This is a genomic window from Rahnella sp. CG8, from assembly GCF_023701875.1.
Lineage (GTDB): Bacteria > Pseudomonadota > Gammaproteobacteria > Enterobacterales > Enterobacteriaceae > Rahnella > Rahnella aceris.
In genome coordinates this window covers 45899-65583 of the sequence record NZ_JABAED010000012.1, presented here as the reverse complement: position 1 = coordinate 65583, position 19685 = coordinate 45899, and the positions used below count along the sequence as shown (strand labels likewise).

Here is a 19685-nt window from a genome sequence, read left to right as displayed (position 1 = left end):
ATATTGCAGTCACTAAAACGGGCGCCGGATGGCGCCCGTTTTGCTATGCGTTTTTTCGTATTTTTTTGCGTATTCATATTTATATCTTCAGGATATATCGACTTATTTTCATTTTTTATCTATGCTATTAGCTATGCATTTTCCTATTCATCACTGAGCCGCTCATGTCTGAACTTGTAGATTTACTGCGTCAGGGCAGTCTGACGGCAAAAGAGATCACGGAGCAACTGCACATCACCCAGTCAACGCTCTCAAGGCGGCTGACTAAAATTCCTGAGATCGTCAAAATCGGGCAAAGCCGCTCGACCCGTTATATTCTGCCGCGTCCGCTGGAAGGCCAATGGAGCTTCCCGCTTTACCAAATTAATGAGGCAGGAAATGCCGAAAAGGTCGGGACGCTATATTCCATCTGGCCGGGTGAAAGTTGTGCAGTGGAAGTTGTCAGCGGCCAGTCGCTGATTTACGACGGTCTGCCGTGGTTTATCACCGATATGCGGCCTCAGGGCTTTTTAGGTCGGGCGTGGGGACGTGATATTAACGCTGCCCTGCATTTTCCGGATGACATTAAAAGGTGGACCGAATCCCAGACGCTGGTGGCTCTCGCAAGAGCGGGGGATGAAACGGTCGGGAATTTTGTCATTGGAGAAATGGCCTATCAGCGATGGTTTCATAAACCTGAAGATATTCCCGTTCCCCGTGAAGACAAAATTCAGGTGTATGAACGGCTGGCACAGAGAAGTCTGGCAGGGGAGGAAGTCGGATCATCTGCGGGAGGCGAGCAGCCTAAATTCAGCTGCTATGCAGAACATGCAGGCCGGGACGCCTCTCAGGTTCTAGTTAAATTTTCGCCTCCGGCTGTCAATGAAAACGCCTCCCGCTGGGGCGATTTACTGCGCTCTGAAGCTCATGCGTTAAGCGTTTTGCAGGAGGCCGGCATTCCGGCGGCAACAGCCGAAATTTTTACCGGCAGAAAGGGCGAGGTTTTCCTTGAGGTCGAAAGATTTGACCGGACAGGTGAGCGCGGGCGTCGCGGGCTGGTTTCCCTTGAGGCCGTCTCTGCTGAGTTTGGCGGAGGAAACAGCAACTGGTTTTTGACCGCGCAGCGGTTACGCCAAAGCAAGGTCATTACAGCCGCTACAGTCGACAAAATTGAGCAGATTTATGCCTTCGGAAAACTGATCGCCAACAGCGATATGCACCAGGGAAATCTGTCATTTATCGATCCTGCCATTGACCCTTTAAAGCAGGCTCTTTCGATATCGCCTGTGTATGACATGCTGCCGATGGCTTTTGCACCGACCAACGCCGGTTCCATGCGTCGTGAAACCTTACCCTTAACGCCCGACCCTTTAGTGTCTAAAGAAAAGTGGTTGAATGCACAGGATTGGGCGAGTGAGTTCTGGCGGAAGGTAGAAAACGATATGGCAATCAGTCCTGAATTTCGCCAACTGGCCAGCGGAATGCTGGCGCAGGTGGAAGGGTTAACATCAATTATTCAGCGGCTGGCCTGAATCACTTCGGTCTGCTGCGTTTCAGGCTGCGGTAAGCGGCTTGTGCGGCTTCTTTCGTTTGCGCTTCGGTGGCAGGTTTTGCCGGCGCGACCTCAGATTCCGGCTCGGGAATGTTCAGCACCGGCGGCGGGCCGAATTCATCCGGCTCTTCTTCCTGTTCATCATCTTCTTTCACCGGCTTGCTGGCGGTCAGCAGGAACGGAGATTGCTGCCAGCGCGAACGGCGGCCTTGCAACAGGGTGCGGGCCAGAATAATACCGACGCCCAGCGCGGCGAGCATCATCAGACGCAGCAGGTTGGTGGTGTTATCCACCTGTTTGGATTCTGTCGCCAGCACGTGCGTATCCAGCGTAATGCGTAAAAATCCGCTCGGACCGTTTTTATCTTCGATCGGCACCACAATCTGATGATTGAAGTAGCTGCCCGCACGTTTGCCATCCAGCGACAAACGGTCGCGAACCGGCACCTGTTCACCGGCATGCGCCACCAGAGAACCGTCGGACTCATAAACACTGGCGTCAAGAATGCGACTGCTATCGGTAAGCTGACTCAAAATAGTGGAAATTTGTGCGATATCAGCGCCATCATTGTCGCTGTCCATCAGTGGCGCGAGGGAAAACGCCACCTGTCTGGCGAGCGTCTGAGCAAGCTGTTCCACCTGCGTTGAACGGGCCAGTTGGTGTCCCAGACTGAAATAGGATGCGCCTTGCATCAGGATGACTAATAATGCCAGACTTATCAATACGATAGCTGCTCTGTGCAGGCGAAATTTAAGTTTGGCCTTGGCCATTCTGTTTCCTTGCGTATTTCGATGACTTTATGTTGCCAGAAGCCGCTACGATAAGGTAGCTTGATGCCAGTTTTTACCCGGCATCCTTCAAGCTGCTGCTTTCATTTATACCGGTCACTGACCCGTGTCAGTTCCCGGAGGTGCATTCAGTTGCTGCCTTGAGTCAACTGAATGATTTTGGGTAAATCGTGATATTTGTTTTTCTTAATGCCATAACGCCCTACAGGAGCCATCATGCCAAACAGTCTGACCTATTGCGATCTTCCTGCGGAGATCCACCAATGGCCGGGACTTCCCCTTTCACTGAGCGGTGACGAAGTCATGCCGCTGGATTACCGGGCGGGGCATACCGGATGGCTCCTTTATGGAAGAAAACTCGATAAGAAGAGTATTACGCTGTTCCAGCGCCGGTTAGGCCGCGCTTTGGTGATTGTGAGCGCCTGGGCAGTCGAAGGTTATCAAGTTGTGCGTCTGGCCGGTTCACTCACCGCTGATGTACAGCTTCTCGCCGAATCCTTTGAATTTGATGTTGCTCAGCTGGGGAAAGTGCCGTATCTGCGTGCACCGGGCCTGCTGGTTATGGACATGGATTCTACCGCGATTGAGATTGAATGCATCGATGAAATTGCCAAACTGGCTGGCGTCGGTGAGCAGGTGGCTGAAGTCACTGAGCGCGCCATGCGCGGCGAACTGGATTTCGCCGCGAGTCTGCGTCAGCGTGTCGCGACACTGAAAGATGCGGATGCCAGCATTCTCCAGCAGGTGCGTGAAACCCTGCCGCTGATGCCGGGCCTGACCGTCATGGTTCAGCGTCTGCAGGAAGCGGGCTGGCATGTGGCGATTGCTTCCGGTGGTTTTACGTATTATGCCGAATACCTGCGTGATCAGCTGAATCTGGTCGACGTGGCCGCGAACGAGCTGGAAATCCGTGAAGGTAAACTGACCGGCCGTGTGATCGGGCCAATCGTCGATGCGCAATATAAAGCAGATACCCTGCTGAAACTGGCGGAAAAACTGGGTATTTCCCATGAGCAAACCGTCGCTATCGGCGACGGCGCGAATGACCTGAAAATGATGGCGGTAGCGGGCATGGGCATTGCTTATCACGCCAAACCGAAAGTCTACGAACAGGCCGCAGTATGCATCCGTCATGCCGATCTTCTTGGCGTTCTCTGCATTTTAAGTGGTAGTCAGTCTTAATCAATACAAAGAGGTAAGTTGTGGCAAAAGCAGCAAAACGTGCATTTGTGTGTAATGAATGTGGCGCAGACTATCCGCGCTGGCAAGGGCAGTGTAGTGCCTGTCAGGCCTGGAACAGCATTACTGAAATCCGTTTGGCCGCTTCTCCGACTGTAGCGCGTAATGAACGTCTCACCGGTTACGCCGGTGATGCGGGCGTCAGCCGCGTACAGAAACTTTCTGATATCAGCCTTGATGAACTTCCGCGTTTCAGCACCGGTTTTAAAGAGTTTGACCGTGTATTAGGCGGCGGCGTAGTGCCGGGCAGTGCGATTCTGATTGGTGGTAACCCCGGCGCAGGTAAAAGTACGCTGCTGCTGCAAATTCTGTGTCATCTCAGCGAAAACATGAAAACCCTGTACGTCACCGGGGAAGAATCTTTGCAGCAGGTGGCGATGCGTGCACACCGTCTGGGTCTGCCGACGGCTAACATGAATATGTTGTCGGAAACCAGCATCGAGCAAATTTGCGAAATAGCGGATAAAGAACAGCCGAAACTGATGGTGATCGACTCCATTCAGGTGATGCACATGGCGGATATCCAGTCGTCGCCGGGGACGGTTGCGCAGGTGCGTGAAACGGCGGCTTACCTCACCCGTTTCGCTAAAACGCGCGGCGTGGCGATCGTCATGGTCGGCCATGTCACTAAAGACGGTTCACTGGCGGGGCCGAAAGTGCTCGAGCACTGTATCGACTGTTCCGTGCTGCTCGACGGCGATGCTGATTCGCGTTTCCGTACGCTGCGCAGCCACAAAAACCGCTTTGGTGCCGTGAACGAACTGGGCGTATTTGCCATGACCGAGCAGGGATTGCGTGAAGTCAGCAACCCGTCGGCGATTTTCCTCAGCCGTGGCGATGAAATCACCTCCGGCAGTTCCGTGATGGTGCTGTGGGAAGGGACGCGTCCGTTGCTGGTTGAGGTTCAGGCGCTGGTCGATCAGTCGATGATGGGCAATCCGCGTCGTGTGGCGGTCGGTCTTGAGCAAAATCGTCTGGCGATATTACTGGCCGTGCTGCACCGTCATGGCGGCTTGCAGATGGCGGATCAGGATGTGTTTGTTAACGTGGTCGGCGGCGTGAAAGTCACCGAAACCAGTGCTGACCTGGCGCTGCTGATGTCGCTGGTGTCCAGCCTGCGTGACCGTCCGCTGCCGCAGGATTTAGTGGTGTTCGGCGAAGTCGGGCTGGCGGGGGAAATTCGCCCGGTACCGAGCGGTCAGGAGCGGATCACCGAAGCGGCGAAGCACGGTTTTAAACGCGCCATTGTGCCGCATGCGAACGTGCCAAAAAAAGTGCCCGCCGGTATGCAGGTGTTTGGCGTCAAAAAACTGGCTGATGCGCTGGCGATCCTCGACGATTTGTAACGGTTAACCGCTGTCGCAGCTCAGTGCCTTTGTGCTATTTTTTGTTTAGTAAAAAAAACCTGAGGACAAGGCATGTCACAGTTCGACTATCTAAAAACCGCGATAAAACAACAGGGACGCACGCTGCAACAGGTGGCCGAAGCCAGCGGGATGACCAAGGGTTATCTCAGCCAGTTGTTGAATGCAAAGATAAAAAGTCCCAGCGCCCAAAAGCTCGAGGCGTTGCACCGCTTTCTGGATCTTGAGTTTCCCCGTCGCGAGAAGAATATCGGCGTGGTGTTCGGTAAGTTTTATCCGCTGCACACCGGCCATATCTATCTGATCCAGCGCGCCTGCAGTCAGGTTGATGAACTGCATATCATCATGGGCTATGACGAGCCGCGTGATCGCGAGCTGTTTGAGAACAGTTCGATGTCTCAGCAGCCTACAGTCAGCGACCGCCTGCGCTGGTTATTACAGACCTTCAAATACCAGAAAAACATCCGTATTCATGCCTTTAACGAAGAGGGGATGGAGCCGTATCCGCACGGCTGGGACGTCTGGGGCCGTGGCATTAAAGAGTTCATGAGCCAGAAAGGCATTGAACCCAATACCATTTATTCCAGCGAAGAAGCTGATGCGCCGCAGTACCGTGAACATCTGGGTATTGAAACGGTGCTGATTGACCCGAAACGCTCCTTTATGAATATCAGTGGCCGCCAGATCCGTCAGGATCCGTTCCGTTACTGGGATTATATTCCGACAGAAGTGAAGCCGTTCTTCGTGCGTACCGTGGCGATTTTAGGTGGCGAATCCAGCGGAAAATCCACGCTGGTCAACAAGTTAGCCAATATCTTCAACACTACCAGCGCCTGGGAATATGGCCGCGATTATGTTTTCTCGCATCTTGGTGGCGACGAAATGGCGCTGCAATATTCAGATTACGATAAAATCGCGCTCGGTCAGGCGCAGTACATTGATTTCGCGGTGAAATATGCCAATAAAGTGGCGTTTATTGATACCGATTTTCTGACCACGCAGGCCTTCTGCAAAAAATATGAAGGGCGTGAGCATCCGTTCGTGCAGGCGCTGATGGATGAATACCGGTTTGATCTGGTTATCTTGCTTGAAAACAATACACCGTGGGTCGCTGATGGCCTGCGTAGTCTGGGAAGTACGTCTGACCGGATGTCTTTCCAGAACCTGCTGATCGACATGCTGAAACAGAACAACGTCGATTATGTTCACGTTGAATCATCGGATTATGACCAGCGTTTTCTCGAATGTGTGGAGCTGGTGCAGAATATGCTGGCAGCAGATACCAGCCGGCTGAATGAGCCGCCTGTGAGCTGATCAACAAGCAGCAATAAGAAAGCGTGTGTTCTCCGGAATACGCGCTTTTTTATTATTCACACTATGAATGTTTTATATATTATTTATCTCTCACAGTTATTAATTAATTGATCTGATTATCTTTTCTGGTCATTTTATTAATTCAGTTTGTAACACTGTAAAATTAAATATCCTTATTATTCATTGGATTGTGTGTGTGCTTTTTTTAAGGCTTTTTATTGCGCATTTTATGCGTAAATCCCTGACATGAAATAAAAATACAGTGGCGGCCGTTGAGTTTTATTTATCCGATTATACTCATTCAATCTGCCTCTCATTCCCGCTGAGGCTTTCTAAGGTGATCCGAATGAATTTATCATTCAAGCCCTGGGGTATCGCAGTATTGTGCGGCGCAGGGGCATTTGCTCTGGCCAGTGTGATGTTTATACAAGGCTGGCTTCCGGTCAGCAGTCAGGCCGAAACCACGGCGCAGACTGCGCCTCCGCCTGCATCAGCCGCCGTTCCTCCGCCAGCAGCCCCGGTTCCTGCACCCGTTGCACCTGCGGCATTTACACAAGCTCAGCTCGACCAGTGGGTGGCTCCTGTTGCGCTTTATCCTGACAGCCTGCTTTCACAGGTACTCATGGCATCGACTTATCCCACTAACGTGATTCAGGCAGTACAATGGTCACGCGACCATCCGCAAAACCAGGGCGACGCTGCCGTCGCTCAGGTGGCGAATGAGCCGTGGGATCCGAGTGTGAAATCGCTGGTGGCTTTCCCGCAATTGCTGGCGCTGATGGGAGAAGATCCGGCATGGGTGCAGAATCTGGGTAACGCGTTTCTGGCACAACCGGACGACGTGATGAATACCGTGCAGAAATTCCGTCAGGTGGCACAAAGCAGCGGGGCACTGAAAAGCACGCCGCAGCAGACCGTGACAGTCAAACCTAAACCGGCGGCACAAAGCAGCTCAACCACTGTGGTGAAAAGTGCGCCTGCGCAGCAAACCATCGTGATTGAGCCAGCGGATCCTCAGGTTGTTTACGTACCGAGCTACAACCCGAATGTGGTGTATGGCGCATGGCCGACACCAGCCTATCCGCCGGTGTATCTGCCACCTCCTCCGGGACAGCAGTTTGTTAACGGTGTGGCGTCTGGCATCGGGTTTGGTGTCGGTGTGGCAGCGACTTATGCCATTTTCGGTAGTATTGACTGGGACGATGATGATCATCATCACGATGATTATGATCATCACGGTGGTTCGCAGAACAATTATGTCAATGTGAACGTCAACAATTACAACCGTATCTCGGGCAACAATAATGGGATCAACCCTGCTGGAAATGCGAATACCACGGGCTGGCAGCACAATCCGACCTACAACGCAGGGCTGCCAAATCACGGCGCAAACCTGAACGGTGCGACACAAAACCAGGTGCTGAGCAAGGCGGCGCAGCGTAATAACTATCGTGGTTTCGACAACAACGCGGTCGGGCGTAACAACGGCGGTGTGCAGAATCAAAATCTGGATCAGCGCCGTCAACAGGCGGCATCGGTGATGAATCAGCATCAGAATACGCTGCAGACACAGGGGCATACCCAGCAGCGAAACCTGCCGCATTCAGCACCGGCTGCCGGTATGCATAATCCGGCCAGTCGTCAGGTGCCGCAGCACCAGCCACTGTCTCAACACAATGCTAAGCGCCAGCCAGTACAGCAAATCAACCAGCATCAGCGGCAGAATCTTAATGCATCACGCAGCACGGCATTCAGCGGTAACTCCAGCCGCGGGCCGTCGTGGCAACAGCAGCAATCGCGGGGTAATCAGAGCCGCGAGCATATGCGGAACTTCCAGCAGTCACGCCCTGCCAATACAGAGCCAGCTCATTTGCACCGTCGCTAGACTGACGAGGAAAAGTCATGAAGAGATTGCGTAATTTTTTAATTTCCACAGGTCTGATGTTGCTGCCTTTAACCGGTTTCGCACAGCAGACGTTCACCACCCCGGAACTTGCCGCGCAGGCACTGGTAAAAGCCATTGAAGCGCACGATGATGCGTCTATGCAAAAGCTTCTCGGGAATAACTGGCAGGAGTATCTGCCGCCAAAAGAGGTGGATCCGGATGAGGTGGCGCGTTTTCTGCGTGACTGGCATATCAGCCATAAAATCGCAGAACACGGCGACACCGCACACCTGAATGTCGGGCCGGAAAACTGGCAGTTGCCGATCCCGATGAAACACACGGCGCAGGGCTGGTCATTTGATATGGCCGCCGGTGCCGCCGAAATCGAAACCCGTGCTATTGGCCGCAATGAGCTTTCCGCCATTCAGGCGGTTTCCGCTTACGCCGATGCGCAGCACGAATATCAGCAGATTGCCGGGCAATATGCTCAGCGCTTTATCAGCACGGAAGGCCAGCATGACGGCCTGTACTGGCCGGTGAAACAGGGCGAAGCGCCCAGCCCGTTAGGTCCGGCCTTTGGCAATGATCAGCCGGGATCGGATTATCACGGCTACTTTTACCGCATCCTCACCGCGCAGGGCGCAAACGCCAGCGGCGGAGCGTACAGTTACATCGAAAATGGCAAGATGACCAAAGGTTTTGCGCTGATCGCCTGGCCAGCGGTTTACGGCCATACCGGCGTAACCAGTTTTATGATCAATCAGCAGGGCGAGGTATATCAGCAGGATTTAGGCGAGCATACCGACGCTGCGGCAAAAGCGATCACGGCGTTTGACCCCGATGCCAAATGGCAAAAAGTGGACGATGGCGAATAGGGGACATACGTGAATGAAAAAGCCCCGCCATGAAAGTGACGGGGCTTTTCTTTTAAAGCGGCATTGTGCTTAGAAGGCGACGACGACTTTACCTTGCATATGGCCGTCGAGCACTTTGGCGTGGGCGGCTTCGATGCTTTCCACTGTCAGGCCAGAAAGGGTTTCACTCAGTGTGGTTTGTACTTTGCCTTCATCAACCAGCGCCGCGACCTGCTTAAGAATTTCGCCCTGTTCGGCAATATCCGGCGTGGTAAACATGCTGCGGGTGTACATCAGTTCCCAGTGCAGTGCGGCACTTTTCAGCTTCAGTTTATTCATATCCAGCGGATGTTCATTTTCAACGATGGTACAGATGTGGCCCCTCGGTGCGATCAGATCAGAGATCGCTTCCCAGTGACCGTCGGTGTCATTCAGGCACAGAATGAAATCCACCTGTCTGATGTCGTGTTTGGCCAGTTCACCTTTCAGATCTTTATAGTTCACGGTCAGATCCGCACCGCGATCCAGACACCATTGTGCGGATTCCGGACGCGAAGCAGTGGCAATAACTTTCACTTTGCTGCGCAGTGACGCGAACGGGATCGCCAGTGATCCCACGCCACCGGCCCCGCCGATGATCAGCAGGGTTTTATCGGCAGACGCGTCCTGGATTTTAAGGTGCTCGAACAGTGCTTCCCAGGCGGTCAGCGTGGTTAACGGCATGGCAGCGGCTTCAGCCCAGTTCAGGCTTTGCGGTTTGACGGACACAATACGTGAGTCGATCAGTTGTTCTGTCGCGTTGCTGCCGGAGCGGGTGATATCCCCGGCGTACCAGACTTCATCACCGGCTTTGAAGTTTTTCACTGCGCTGCCGACGGATTTGACGATGCCGCTGGCATCCCAGCCCAGCACTTTTGGCGCGTCCAGACCGCTTTTTTGCACGCCTTTATGCACTTTGGTATCGACCGGATTGATCGACACCGCTTTCACTTCCACCAGCAGGTCGTAATCCTTTGCGACGGGTTGTGGCAATTCAACGGCGATAAAGTGGGCCGGATCTTTCGGGTTTACGGCAATAGCTTTGATTGTCATGTTCTCTCTCTCCGTTAGGTATACAGACAGTCTAGTCCTCCGGCGGGAAGCTGATAAGATGGACAATAACTAACAAAGTGTTCGTCTGAGGTGAACAATCATGTTTAAGCAGTTGCAGGATATGGCACTGTTTGCGCTGGTGGCGGAGTGTGGCAGCTTCACACAGGCCGCAAGCCGCGCAGGATTGCCCAAATCGAGTGTCAGTCATCGCATCAGCCAGCTGGAGAAGTCCGTCGGCCTGCGATTGCTGAACCGCACGACGCGACAGCTTAATCTGACGTTCGCCGGTGAACGCTACCTGATCCACTGTCAGGAGATGATGCAGGCCAGCGAACGGGCAGAACTGGCCATCCGCCGTTTACGCGATAACCCGAGCGGACGGCTGCGGATCACCAGTCCGGCGGGGCTCGGCGCGACGTTGCTGGCGCGCATGAACGTTGAGTTTCAGAAGCGTTATCCCGATGTGTCGCTGGAAGTCTCCGTTTCCGATGCGCTGGTCGATCTGGTGCAGGAAGGGTTTGATATCGCGCTGCGTACGGGTAAACCACAGGATTCCTCGCTGATTGGCCGCGAACTGGGGCACAGCCCGCGTTACCTGCTGGCTTCGCCGGCGTATCTGGCGCAGCATCCGTCTCTGGATTCGCCGCAGCAACTGGCGTCGCATCACTGTATCGCGCACCGGGCGTGGTCGGAATGGGTGCTACATCGCGGCGACACCTGGCACCGCTGGCTGCTGCCTGCGGCGCATACCACCGACAATTTGTTGTATGCGCGGGAATGCGCGCTGGCAGGCGCAGGTATCACGCTGTTACCGGCATTTTTATGCCATGACGAAGTGGCGAAAGGCACACTGGTGCGCGTGTTACCGGAATGGGAAGCGGAAGGGAATGATCTGTATCTGGTCTATCCGGGACGAAAACTGAATTCTCCGGCACTGGCCTGTTTTATTGAGTTTATGCTGGAAGAATATGGCTTTGCGAAGAGTTACAGCGAGGCGCTGGCAGGCTAGATTTCAGTGAATTGGAGGCATAAAAAAGGCCCGTTTTCGGGCCTTATATTCAGGCGAAAGACGATTACTTGATCATCTTTTTGTACTTGATGCGCTTCGGTTCTAACGCTTCAGCACCTAAAGTACGTTTTTTGTATTCTTCGTATTCGGTGAAGTTACCTTCGAAGAATTCGACTTTACCTTCATCCTGATAATCGAGGATGTGCGTCGCGATACGGTCGAGGAACCAGCGGTCATGGGAAATGACCATCGCGCAGCCAGGGAACTCCAGCAAGGCGTTTTCCAGCGCGCGCAGGGTTTCGATGTCGAGGTCATTGGTCGGTTCATCGAGCAGCAACATGTTACCGCCAACCTGCAGCAGTTTTGCCAGATGCAGACGACCACGTTCACCACCGGACAACTCGCCAACGCGTTTGCCCTGATCAACACCTTTGAAGTTGAAGCGGCCCACATAGGCGCGGCTTGGCATTTCAGTGGTGCCGATGCGCATGATGTCCTGACCACCGGACACTTCTTCCCATACGGTTTTGCTGTTATCCATGGAATCACGGAACTGATCCACAGAGGCCAGTTTCACGGTGTCACCCAGCTCGATGGTGCCGCCGTTCGCTTCTTCCTGACCTGACATCATACGGAACAGCGTGGATTTACCGGCACCATTCGGGCCGATAATGCCGACGATTGCGCCTTTCGGCACGGAGAAGGACAGGTCGTCGATCAGAACGCGATCACCGTAAGACTTGCTCAGGTTTTTCACGTCGACAACTTTGTCGCCCAGGCGCGGACCCGGTGGAATGAACAGTTCGTTGGTTTCGTTACGTTTCTGGTATTCGGTGTTGTTCAGCTCTTCAAAGCGTGCCAGACGTGCCTTGCCTTTAGACTGACGGCCTTTCGCGCCCTGACGAACCCACTCCAGCTCTTTCTCAATAGACTTACGACGGGCCGCTTCAGAAGACGCTTCCTGCGCCAGACGAGCATCTTTTTGTTCCAGCCAGGTGGAGTAGTTACCTTCCCACGGAATACCTTCACCGCGGTCAAGTTCCAGGATCCAGCCTGCCACGTTATCGAGGAAGTAACGGTCATGGGTAATCGCCACAACGGTGCCTTCGAAGTCATGCAGGAAGCGTTCCAGCCATGCCACGGATTCGGCATCCAGGTGGTTGGTCGGTTCGTCGAGCAGCAGCATGTCCGGCTTTTCGAGCAGCAGGCGGCAAAGTGCCACACGGCGGCGTTCACCACCGGACAGGTTTGCCACTTTCGCATCCCAGTCCGGCAGACGCAGCGCATCGGCGGCACGTTCGAGCTGGCTGTTCAGGTTATGGCCATCATGTGCCTGAATGATTTCTTCCAGCTTGCCCTGTTCGGCCGCCAGTTTGTCGAAATCAGCGTCCGGTTCGGCGTACAGCGCATACACTTCATCGAGACGTTTTAACGCGCCAACGACTTCAGAAACGGCTTCTTCCACGGACTCACGCACGGTGTGTTCCATGTTCAGTTGCGGTTCCTGCGGCAGATAACCGATTTTCAGATCCGGCTGCGGACGTGCTTCACCTTCGATGTCAGTATCGATACCGGCCATGATGCGCAGCAGGGTGGATTTACCTGAACCGTTCAGACCCAGAACACCGATTTTGGCGCCAGGGAAGAAACTCAGGGAGATGTTCTTAAGAATATGACGCTTCGGCGGAACAACTTTGCCGAGGCGATGCATGGAATATACGTATTGAGCCACGTTGTTTTGAGCCTCTTTCTCTGCGGGCCGCGCGCTGTCTGCGAAGGGCAGGCGCTGCGGCAAATTAAAGCCAGCCCCGCCTGATTGCGGCATGACTGATAAGGGTTCCGACTGCGAAGTTTAGCGTGTTTCAGTCGGGTTCCCAACCATCAGGTTCACAGTAAGGCAAGAATGTTGCTGGCGGGCGGCAGGTGGCGGAGAAATCAGCCGAACGGAATGGTGAATTCATCCGTTTCGCGGTCCGGGCGCAGTGGCTGAATACGCCCGACAAACATCCCGGACGTCAGAATGTCGGTGAGTTTAACAACATGATAAATAGCCTGTTTATTCTGAGTTTTTACTTTACGCTTGATATTGCCTTTGTGTGACGCCACCGTTTTTTGCTTGATATTCAGGTGCTGAGAAATGTTTTGCGTGTTCAGCCCCGACATCCACATTTTCAGAATACTGGATTCAGTCCGGCTCAGGCTGACCGGCGTGAGATCCAGCGGTTGTTCCGTTTCTGCCGAGCGCGCCAGCAGCAGGTTATGGGCAATCAACTGATAAATAGTGGCTGTCCGGATGGATTTTGACAAAATAATGATGTTTTTACGGATCGGCACATAGTTCTGATAATTCAGGTTTTCCTTGGAAATGAAAACAAAAAAAAGCGTACCGGGATGCGCGTCGATCACCTCCCGCAGAACGTGACCTGATTGCGCATCAGACGTAAAGCAATCTTCATTCACGAAGATGATTTCAGGCGTCAGGGAATTGCACGTCGCTTGCAGTTCGTCGATGTCCTTAAGCGAAAGAATATCTTTCGGATGTTGTCCGTTTAATTGCAATAGCGAATGCAATGCCAGCTGTGTGTAATAGCACTTATCTACAATGAGCGATGACATTGTGTGTTACCTGTTTGTTGGCCTTTGTTTGACTGCGGTACAGCCAGAGAGCTCGTTTTTATAAAACTGATCGTATAGCGATGGGGCATTCCCGTAAAAGTTGCCGGACGCTGGCAAAACTAACATTGCTGTGAGAAGGGATGCCCCTGGAGAGAGTAATAAGGCGCTAAAGAATTGATGTAAATCAGCAGAATGGGCTTTGGGACGTTTTGTGAGATCTTTGAGACGAATTGAGCGGGGAAAAGACTAAAGTTTCAGAATTGTGACGTTTTTTATGTGAAAAAGCCAGGTTACACAAGGTAACCCGGCATAAGCATAAATCGTCAGACTTTCTTGCGGATGAAGCGGTTAACCAGCCATTTCTCGATTTCGACGATCACGAAGATCATCGCGCCAACCACCAGCGTGATACCCCAGAATTTCAGGGGCATCGGCACGGTGCCAAACAACTGGTTCATGACTGGCAGATAAATCAACGCCAGTTGCAGGAGCAGTAAGACACCGGAAACAATCCATAACCCTTTGTTGACGAACACTTCGCGCGTCAGCGGGAAACGGTCCATTACGCGGCAGTTAAACATATACACCCACTGCGCGGTGACCAGCGTCTGTAACAGCACGGTGCGGATCAAATCGCTGCTGTAACCACGCGGTTGCATCCAGGCTTCCAGCACAAAGGCACTGCAGGCAATCAGAATACCCACGAAGGCGATACGCCAGACAGCATGCAGGTCGAGGACGTGCTGACCCGGCGCGCGCGGACGGCGCCTCATCATGCCTTTCTCACCCGGCTCAAAGGCCAGACCGAAGGACAGCGTGGTCGACGTCGCCATGTTCATCCACAAGATCTGAACCGGCGTTAGCGGGATGACTGCCCCGGCCAGAATGGCCAGGATAATCAGTAGTCCCTGCGCGAGGTTAGTCGGCAGAATAAACAGAATGGTTTTCTTCAGGTTGTCGTAAACGCGACGACCTTCCCTGACCGCGCTGGCGATGGTCGCGAAGTTGTCATCGGTCAGCACCATGTCAGCGGCTTCTTTGGTAACTTCGGTGCCTTTGATCCCCATCGCGATACCGACGTCAGCCTGTTTCAACGCGGGCGCATCGTTGACACCGTCACCGGTCATTCCGACCACTTCACCGGCATCCTGTAACGCTTTTACCAGCCGTAATTTATGCTCGGGACTGGTACGGGCGAAAATATCATACTGGCTGGCGGCAGCGGCCAGTTCTGCATCATCCATATGCTCGAGCTGGTAACCGGTGATGGAATCACTGCTGTTGCCAATCCCTAACATTTTGCCGATGGCCATCGCGGTTTCCTGATGGTCGCCGGTGATCATCTTCACGCGGATCCCGGCCTGCTGACACTGGGCAATCGCATCAATGGCTTCCGGGCGAGGGGGATCCATCATGCCAGCGATACCGACAAAAATCAGACCCTGTTGCAGATGGCTATGGTTCAGGTCGCCACCGATTTCCGGCTCATCTTTCAATGCCGCAGCGACCATGCGCAGACCCTGACGGGCATAGCGCGCCATCTCTTCTTCCCAGTATTCCCGGCGGAAAGGCTGCACGCCGTTTTCGGTCAGTTCAAACGAGGCTAAAGAGAACAGTACGTCCGGTGCGCCGGTCACGAACAACCGGGTTTTGCCGTTGATGCGTTGCAGTGTCGACATGTATTTGTGTTTGGAATCGAACGGGATTTTATCCAGCGGCTCGACTTTGCCGGTATTCAGGTTTGATTTCGCCGCCAGCACTTTCAGTGCGCCGGAAGTCGGCCCGCCGGTAATGCCCCAGTGGCCTTTATCGTCCTGCATCAGTTGGCTGTCGTTGCATAAATCAACTGCAGTGATGAAGGTATTGAGCACCGGTGTATGAGTGACATCAATCTGTTGCCGGGTTTGTGCGTCAACAATCCGGCCTTTAGGCTGATAGCTTTCGCCTTCAACCTGATAAGCGCGGTCTGCCAGAATGACGGCTTTCACAGTCATTTCATTCATGGTCAGCGTGCCGGTTTTATCCGAGCAGATAACCGTCATGGAGCCGAGTGTTTCGACTGTCGGCAGCTTGCGGATAATGGCGTGATTACGCGCCATCGACTGCACGCCAAGGGAGAGAATAATCGAGATAATCGCCGGTAAACCTTCGGGAACCGAAGCCACGGCCAGGCTAATCAGCGACAACAGCAGTTCGCCCAATGGCATATCGCGCAGGATAAAGGCGAAGACAAACAGGAACGCCATCATCAGCAGAATCAGGGCGAAAATGCCTTTGCCCAGTTTGTCGATTTGCTGCAACAGCGGGGTGCGCTGCGGCGTAATCGACGACATCATCTGGTTGATGTGACCCAGTTCGGTGTCTTTACCTGTGGCATAAACCACACCGGTTGCGGTGCCGCCACTGATCATGGTGCCGGAGAACAGCAGGTTGTGGCGGTCGCCGATCATGACTTCATCGTCAATGACCTGTGCGTTTTTCACCACCACGGTGGATTCACCGGTCAGAATGGCTTCTTCGACCTGCAGGTTATGCGCGCTGACAATGCGCAAGTCCGCCGGGATTTTATCTCCCGGGCGCAACTGCACGATATCACCGGGCACCAGCTGGTCGGCATTGATGGTTTGTATCTGTCCGTCACGCATGACAACTGCCTGACTTGACAGCATATTCTGAATGCTTTTCAGTGATTTCTCAGCGCTGTTTTCCTGCAAAAAACCGATCAGCGCATTGATGACGGCCACGCCCAAAATCACCAGCGTGTCGACCCAGTGTCCCATGGCTCCGGTGACGATGGCAGCCGCGAGCAGGATATAAATCAGGACATCATTGAAGTGCGCCAGAAAACGCATCAGGGCGCTTTTGGCGGCTTTTTCCGGTAAGGCGTTCGGGCCATATTCTTTCAGACGCTCGCTGGCATCGTGCCGGGTCAGGCCATTCTCGCCAGTTCCCAGACGCTGCATGGCGTCGTTACCACTAATCTGATACCAGTTTTTGTTTTCTGTCGCGACAGAAGAAGAGGGGCTGGCATTCGTTTTTACAGATGAAGTTGAGTGAGTCATATACTTTTCCATAAGCCATGAACTGCGCTGCTATTAATATTTCAATCCTGACGGCGAAATAGTGAATATCAAAAAATCAATTTTACAATAGGGTGTGATCATAATTAATTATCTGGGAATAAATTTGATCTGAGCCAATAAATACTTTTTTTTGTATCAACGTTAATGGATAAATTTCTTTAAAAACAGATTGATAAGTACTTTAGGAATTTCGGTATTAATTACACTTCATTTAGGGTTTGTTTAGGAATTAAATATCTAAGTAAATTGAAGTAAGTAAATCTCAGTTTTGTCAGCGTGGTTATTTTGGTTGAAATGGTAAGGGTGCTATCTATTGGCGTTTTACCGGGCAATACCCGCTAATTAATTGCGGATATTGAATCCTGAGAAATTATTCCCGCCGCCACGTTCTGTGACAGAAAATAGATCTGCCGCTGTCTGGTAACTGTCCGTCGCTTGCACCACACTGTGTAAAGTTTGTGATGCTGTCCGCACATCGCTTCAATTTTAAAAATGAATCGATTAGCGTAGTGGCTGTCTACAGAATGCAAAACAGTTTCGGCACAACCCGTGAGGATAAAGGTAAGTATGGTCAAGGTGGACAAATGGCACTCTCTGGCAATGAGCGTGTTGCTGGTAACAGTATCGGGCGTGGCGAAAGCTGACTCGCTGGACTCGCAACGCCAGCACTATATGCAGATTAAACAGGCGTGGGATAACAATCAGTTGGACGTCGTCAGTCAGCTGATGCCCACGCTGGAAGATTATCCGCTTTACCCTTATCTGGAATACCGGCAACTGACGCAGGAACTGGGCGATGCCACGCCCGCGCAGGTGAATGCCTTTGTTAAAGCCAACCCGACATTGCCGCCTGCGCGTTCCCTCCCGGCCCGCTTTGTGAATGAGCTGGCGCGTCGTCAGGACTGGAACAGTTTGCTCTCTTTCAGCCCGCAGCCGCCGAAACCGGTCGCTGCACGTTGCAACTACTATTACGCCAAATGGGCGACCGGCGATCAGAAAACCGCGTTTGATGGCGCGAAAGATATCTGGCTGACCGGCACGTCACTGCCGAATACCTGCGACAAGCTGTTCTCCGTCTGGCAGGGCGCAGGCAATCAGACTGCATTGACTACGCTGCAACGCATCGGCCTGGCGATGAAAACCGGCAATACGAATCTGGTGAACTTCCTGGCGAAGCAGTTACCGCCGGATTACCAGACCATGCGCGATGCGCTGCTGGATTTACAAAATAACCCGAATACCATTGAAAGCTTTGCGCGCAGTGTCGGGCCGACTGATTTTACCCGCAATGCCACCAGCATTACGTTTGCGCGTATCGCCCGTGATGATGCGGAAAATGCCCGTTCGATGATCCCCGTTCTCGTGCGTCTGCAGAAGATGAGCGACAGCGAACGTCTGGATCTGGAAGAAGCTGTCGCCTGGCGCTATATGGGCAGCGACGCCACACCGGAACAGGCGGCATGGCGCGATAACGTTATTCTGCGCAGCCATTCCACCACGCTGGTGGAGCGTCGGATTCGTATGGCGCTGGCCGCCGGTGATCGTCAGGGACTGAGACAGTGGCTGGATCGTTTACCTTCGGATGCCCTGCAGGAAGATGAATGGCAGTACTGGCGTGCGTCAGTGATGATCGACAACGGTCAGCGCTCACAAGGTGAAGCGATGCTGCGCACATTGATGAAGGGGCGGGGATTCTATCCGATGGCCGCCGCGCAAAAGCTGAATGTTGCTTATCCGATGCAAATTTCTGTGGCTGCGAAGCCTGATGCCAGCATTGCGAAATTGCCGGAAGTCGCCCGCGTTCGTGAACTGATGTACTGGCAGATGGACAATCTTGCACGCACTGAATGGAGCTATCTGGTCAGCAGTCGTTCTGAATCTCAGCAGTCGGCACTGGCGCGTTACGCTTTCGAGCAGAAATGGCCCGATCTCAGCGTGCAGGCGACCATTACCGGCAAGCTTTGGGATTATCTTGAAGAACGTTTCCCGCTGGCGTGGCCGGATGAATTCCGCCGTGCGACCAATGACAAAGGCATCACGCAAAGCTACGCGATGGCGATTGCCCGTCAGGAAAGCGCATGGAACCCGAAAGCCCGTTCGCCGGTAGGAGCCTCTGGTCTGATGCAGGTGATGCCTGCGACAGCGCAGCATACCGTGGATATGTTTGGTTTGCAGGGCTACAGCAATCCGGCTCAGCTGCTGGATCCGCAAATGAACATCACCATCGGTACCAGCTATCTGGAATATGTCTATCAGATGTTTGGCCGCAACCGTATTTTATCCAGCGCTGCTTACAACGCCGGGCCTTCCCGTGTGAATACCTGGCTGGGCAACAGCGCGGGCAGGGTGGATTCGGTCGCGTTCATTGAGAGTATCCCTTTCTCCGAAACTCGCCGATATGTTAAAAATGTGTTGGCATATGATGCATTTTATCGCTATTTTTTACATCAACCGGCCAAGATTTTGACGGATGCCGAATGGCAGAGGCGTTACTGATCCCGTATCGTTTATGATAAGCTGCTGTACTAGTTTAATAGTATGGCAGCCCAATCATGAATCAACGACCCATCACTGACCCTGCTCTTTCCCAACAAGGCAATGAGGACTGGCAGTGCTTTCTGGCACTGCTACAGCAATCTTTTGCTGAAAATCTGCATCAGGATTTGCTGCAACTGCTTCTGACGCCCGACGAACGTGCGGCGCTGGGAACGCGGGTACGCATTATTCAGGAGCTGATGCGGGGAGAGATGAGTCAGCGCGAACTGAAAAGCCAGCTGGGTGCCGGTATCGCTACGATAACCCGCGGATCGAATGGCCTGAAAACGGCTCCGGCAGCGCTAAAGGATTGGTTGAGCGGGCAACTGCTGGCAGACAAAACGGGCGAATGAAGTGCCCGTTTCAGTCTGAAAT

At 53.2% G+C, this 19685-nt stretch carries 14 protein-coding genes; 9 read left to right on the top strand and 5 right to left on the bottom strand.

The features are described from left to right. Positions 1-164: 164 nt before the first annotated feature. Entirely contained in the window at positions 165-1511 is a 1347-nt protein-coding gene (gene yjjJ / locus HGO41_RS13160) for a type II toxin-antitoxin system HipA family toxin YjjJ (protein ID WP_250981094.1), read from the top strand. Position 1512: 1 nt separating this feature from the next. Here yjjJ and HGO41_RS13155 read toward each other — a convergent pair whose 3' ends face one another. After that, positions 1513-2301 carry a YtjB family periplasmic protein gene (locus HGO41_RS13155; RefSeq protein WP_013577096.1) on the bottom strand — a complete coding sequence of 263 codons (789 nt, stop codon included), beginning with the start codon at positions 2299-2301 and terminating at the stop codon, positions 1513-1515. 234 nt (positions 2302-2535) lie between these two features. Between HGO41_RS13155 and serB the strand changes: the two genes are divergently transcribed. The 5 genes from serB to HGO41_RS13130 all read left to right on the top strand — a co-directional run bounded on the left by serB (position 2536) and on the right by HGO41_RS13130 (position 8996). Then, positions 2536-3501 (top strand): phosphoserine phosphatase, encoded by a 966-nt coding sequence (serB, locus tag HGO41_RS13150; protein ID WP_013577095.1) that lies wholly within the window; start codon positions 2536-2538, stop codon positions 3499-3501. 20 nt (positions 3502-3521) lie between these two features. Next, on the top strand, positions 3522-4904 hold the full coding sequence (gene radA / locus HGO41_RS13145) for a DNA repair protein RadA (protein WP_013577094.1): 1383 nt from the start codon (positions 3522-3524) through the stop codon (positions 4902-4904). Positions 4905-4976: 72 nt separating this feature from the next. Further along, complete coding sequence (gene nadR / locus HGO41_RS13140; RefSeq protein ID WP_013577093.1) at positions 4977-6236, top strand: multifunctional transcriptional regulator/nicotinamide-nucleotide adenylyltransferase/ribosylnicotinamide kinase NadR; 1260 nt, start codon at positions 4977-4979, stop codon at positions 6234-6236. 346 nt (positions 6237-6582) lie between these two features. Next, positions 6583-8121: a DUF3300 domain-containing protein gene (locus tag HGO41_RS13135; protein ID WP_112197256.1), complete on the top strand. Its 1539-nt coding sequence runs from the start codon at positions 6583-6585 to the stop codon at positions 8119-8121. Positions 8122-8138: 17 nt separating this feature from the next. Then, positions 8139-8996 carry a DUF2950 domain-containing protein gene (locus tag HGO41_RS13130; protein WP_112151008.1) on the top strand — a complete coding sequence of 286 codons (858 nt, stop codon included), beginning with the start codon at positions 8139-8141 and terminating at the stop codon, positions 8994-8996. 69 nt (positions 8997-9065) lie between these two features. Here the strand turns inward: HGO41_RS13130 and HGO41_RS13125 are convergent, their stop codons facing one another. After that, entirely contained in the window at positions 9066-10067 is a 1002-nt protein-coding gene (locus tag HGO41_RS13125; protein WP_217244635.1) for a zinc-binding alcohol dehydrogenase family protein, read from the bottom strand. A gap of 100 nt (positions 10068-10167) precedes the next feature. Between HGO41_RS13125 and HGO41_RS13120 the strand changes: the two genes are divergently transcribed. After that, positions 10168-11076 (top strand): LysR family transcriptional regulator, encoded by a 909-nt coding sequence (locus tag HGO41_RS13120; RefSeq protein WP_013577089.1) that lies wholly within the window; start codon positions 10168-10170, stop codon positions 11074-11076. A 64-nt stretch (positions 11077-11140) separates the two neighbouring features. Here the strand turns inward: HGO41_RS13120 and ettA are convergent, their stop codons facing one another. The 3 genes from ettA to HGO41_RS13105 form a co-directional block, all read right to left on the bottom strand. Further along, a complete protein-coding gene (gene ettA / locus HGO41_RS13115) occupies positions 11141-12808 on the bottom strand; it encodes an energy-dependent translational throttle protein EttA (RefSeq protein ID WP_015690481.1) in 1668 nt (555 codons plus the stop codon). Positions 12809-13011: 203 nt separating this feature from the next. Then, entirely contained in the window at positions 13012-13692 is a 681-nt protein-coding gene (gene rcsA / locus HGO41_RS13110) for a transcriptional regulator RcsA (RefSeq protein ID WP_119262122.1), read from the bottom strand. 323 nt (positions 13693-14015) lie between these two features. Continuing rightward, the gene (locus HGO41_RS13105; protein ID WP_250981093.1) at positions 14016-16754 is read right to left on the bottom strand and encodes a cation-transporting P-type ATPase; all 2739 of its coding nucleotides are present in this window, start codon (positions 16752-16754) and stop codon (positions 14016-14018) included. Between the two features lie 597 nt (positions 16755-17351). Between HGO41_RS13105 and sltY the strand changes: the two genes are divergently transcribed. Next, a complete protein-coding gene (sltY, locus tag HGO41_RS13100; protein ID WP_173362118.1) occupies positions 17352-19271 on the top strand; it encodes a murein transglycosylase in 1920 nt (639 codons plus the stop codon). A 56-nt stretch (positions 19272-19327) separates the two neighbouring features. Next, the gene (trpR, locus tag HGO41_RS13095; protein ID WP_013577084.1) at positions 19328-19663 is read left to right on the top strand and encodes a trp operon repressor; all 336 of its coding nucleotides are present in this window, start codon (positions 19328-19330) and stop codon (positions 19661-19663) included. Positions 19664-19685: the final 22 nt, after the last annotated feature.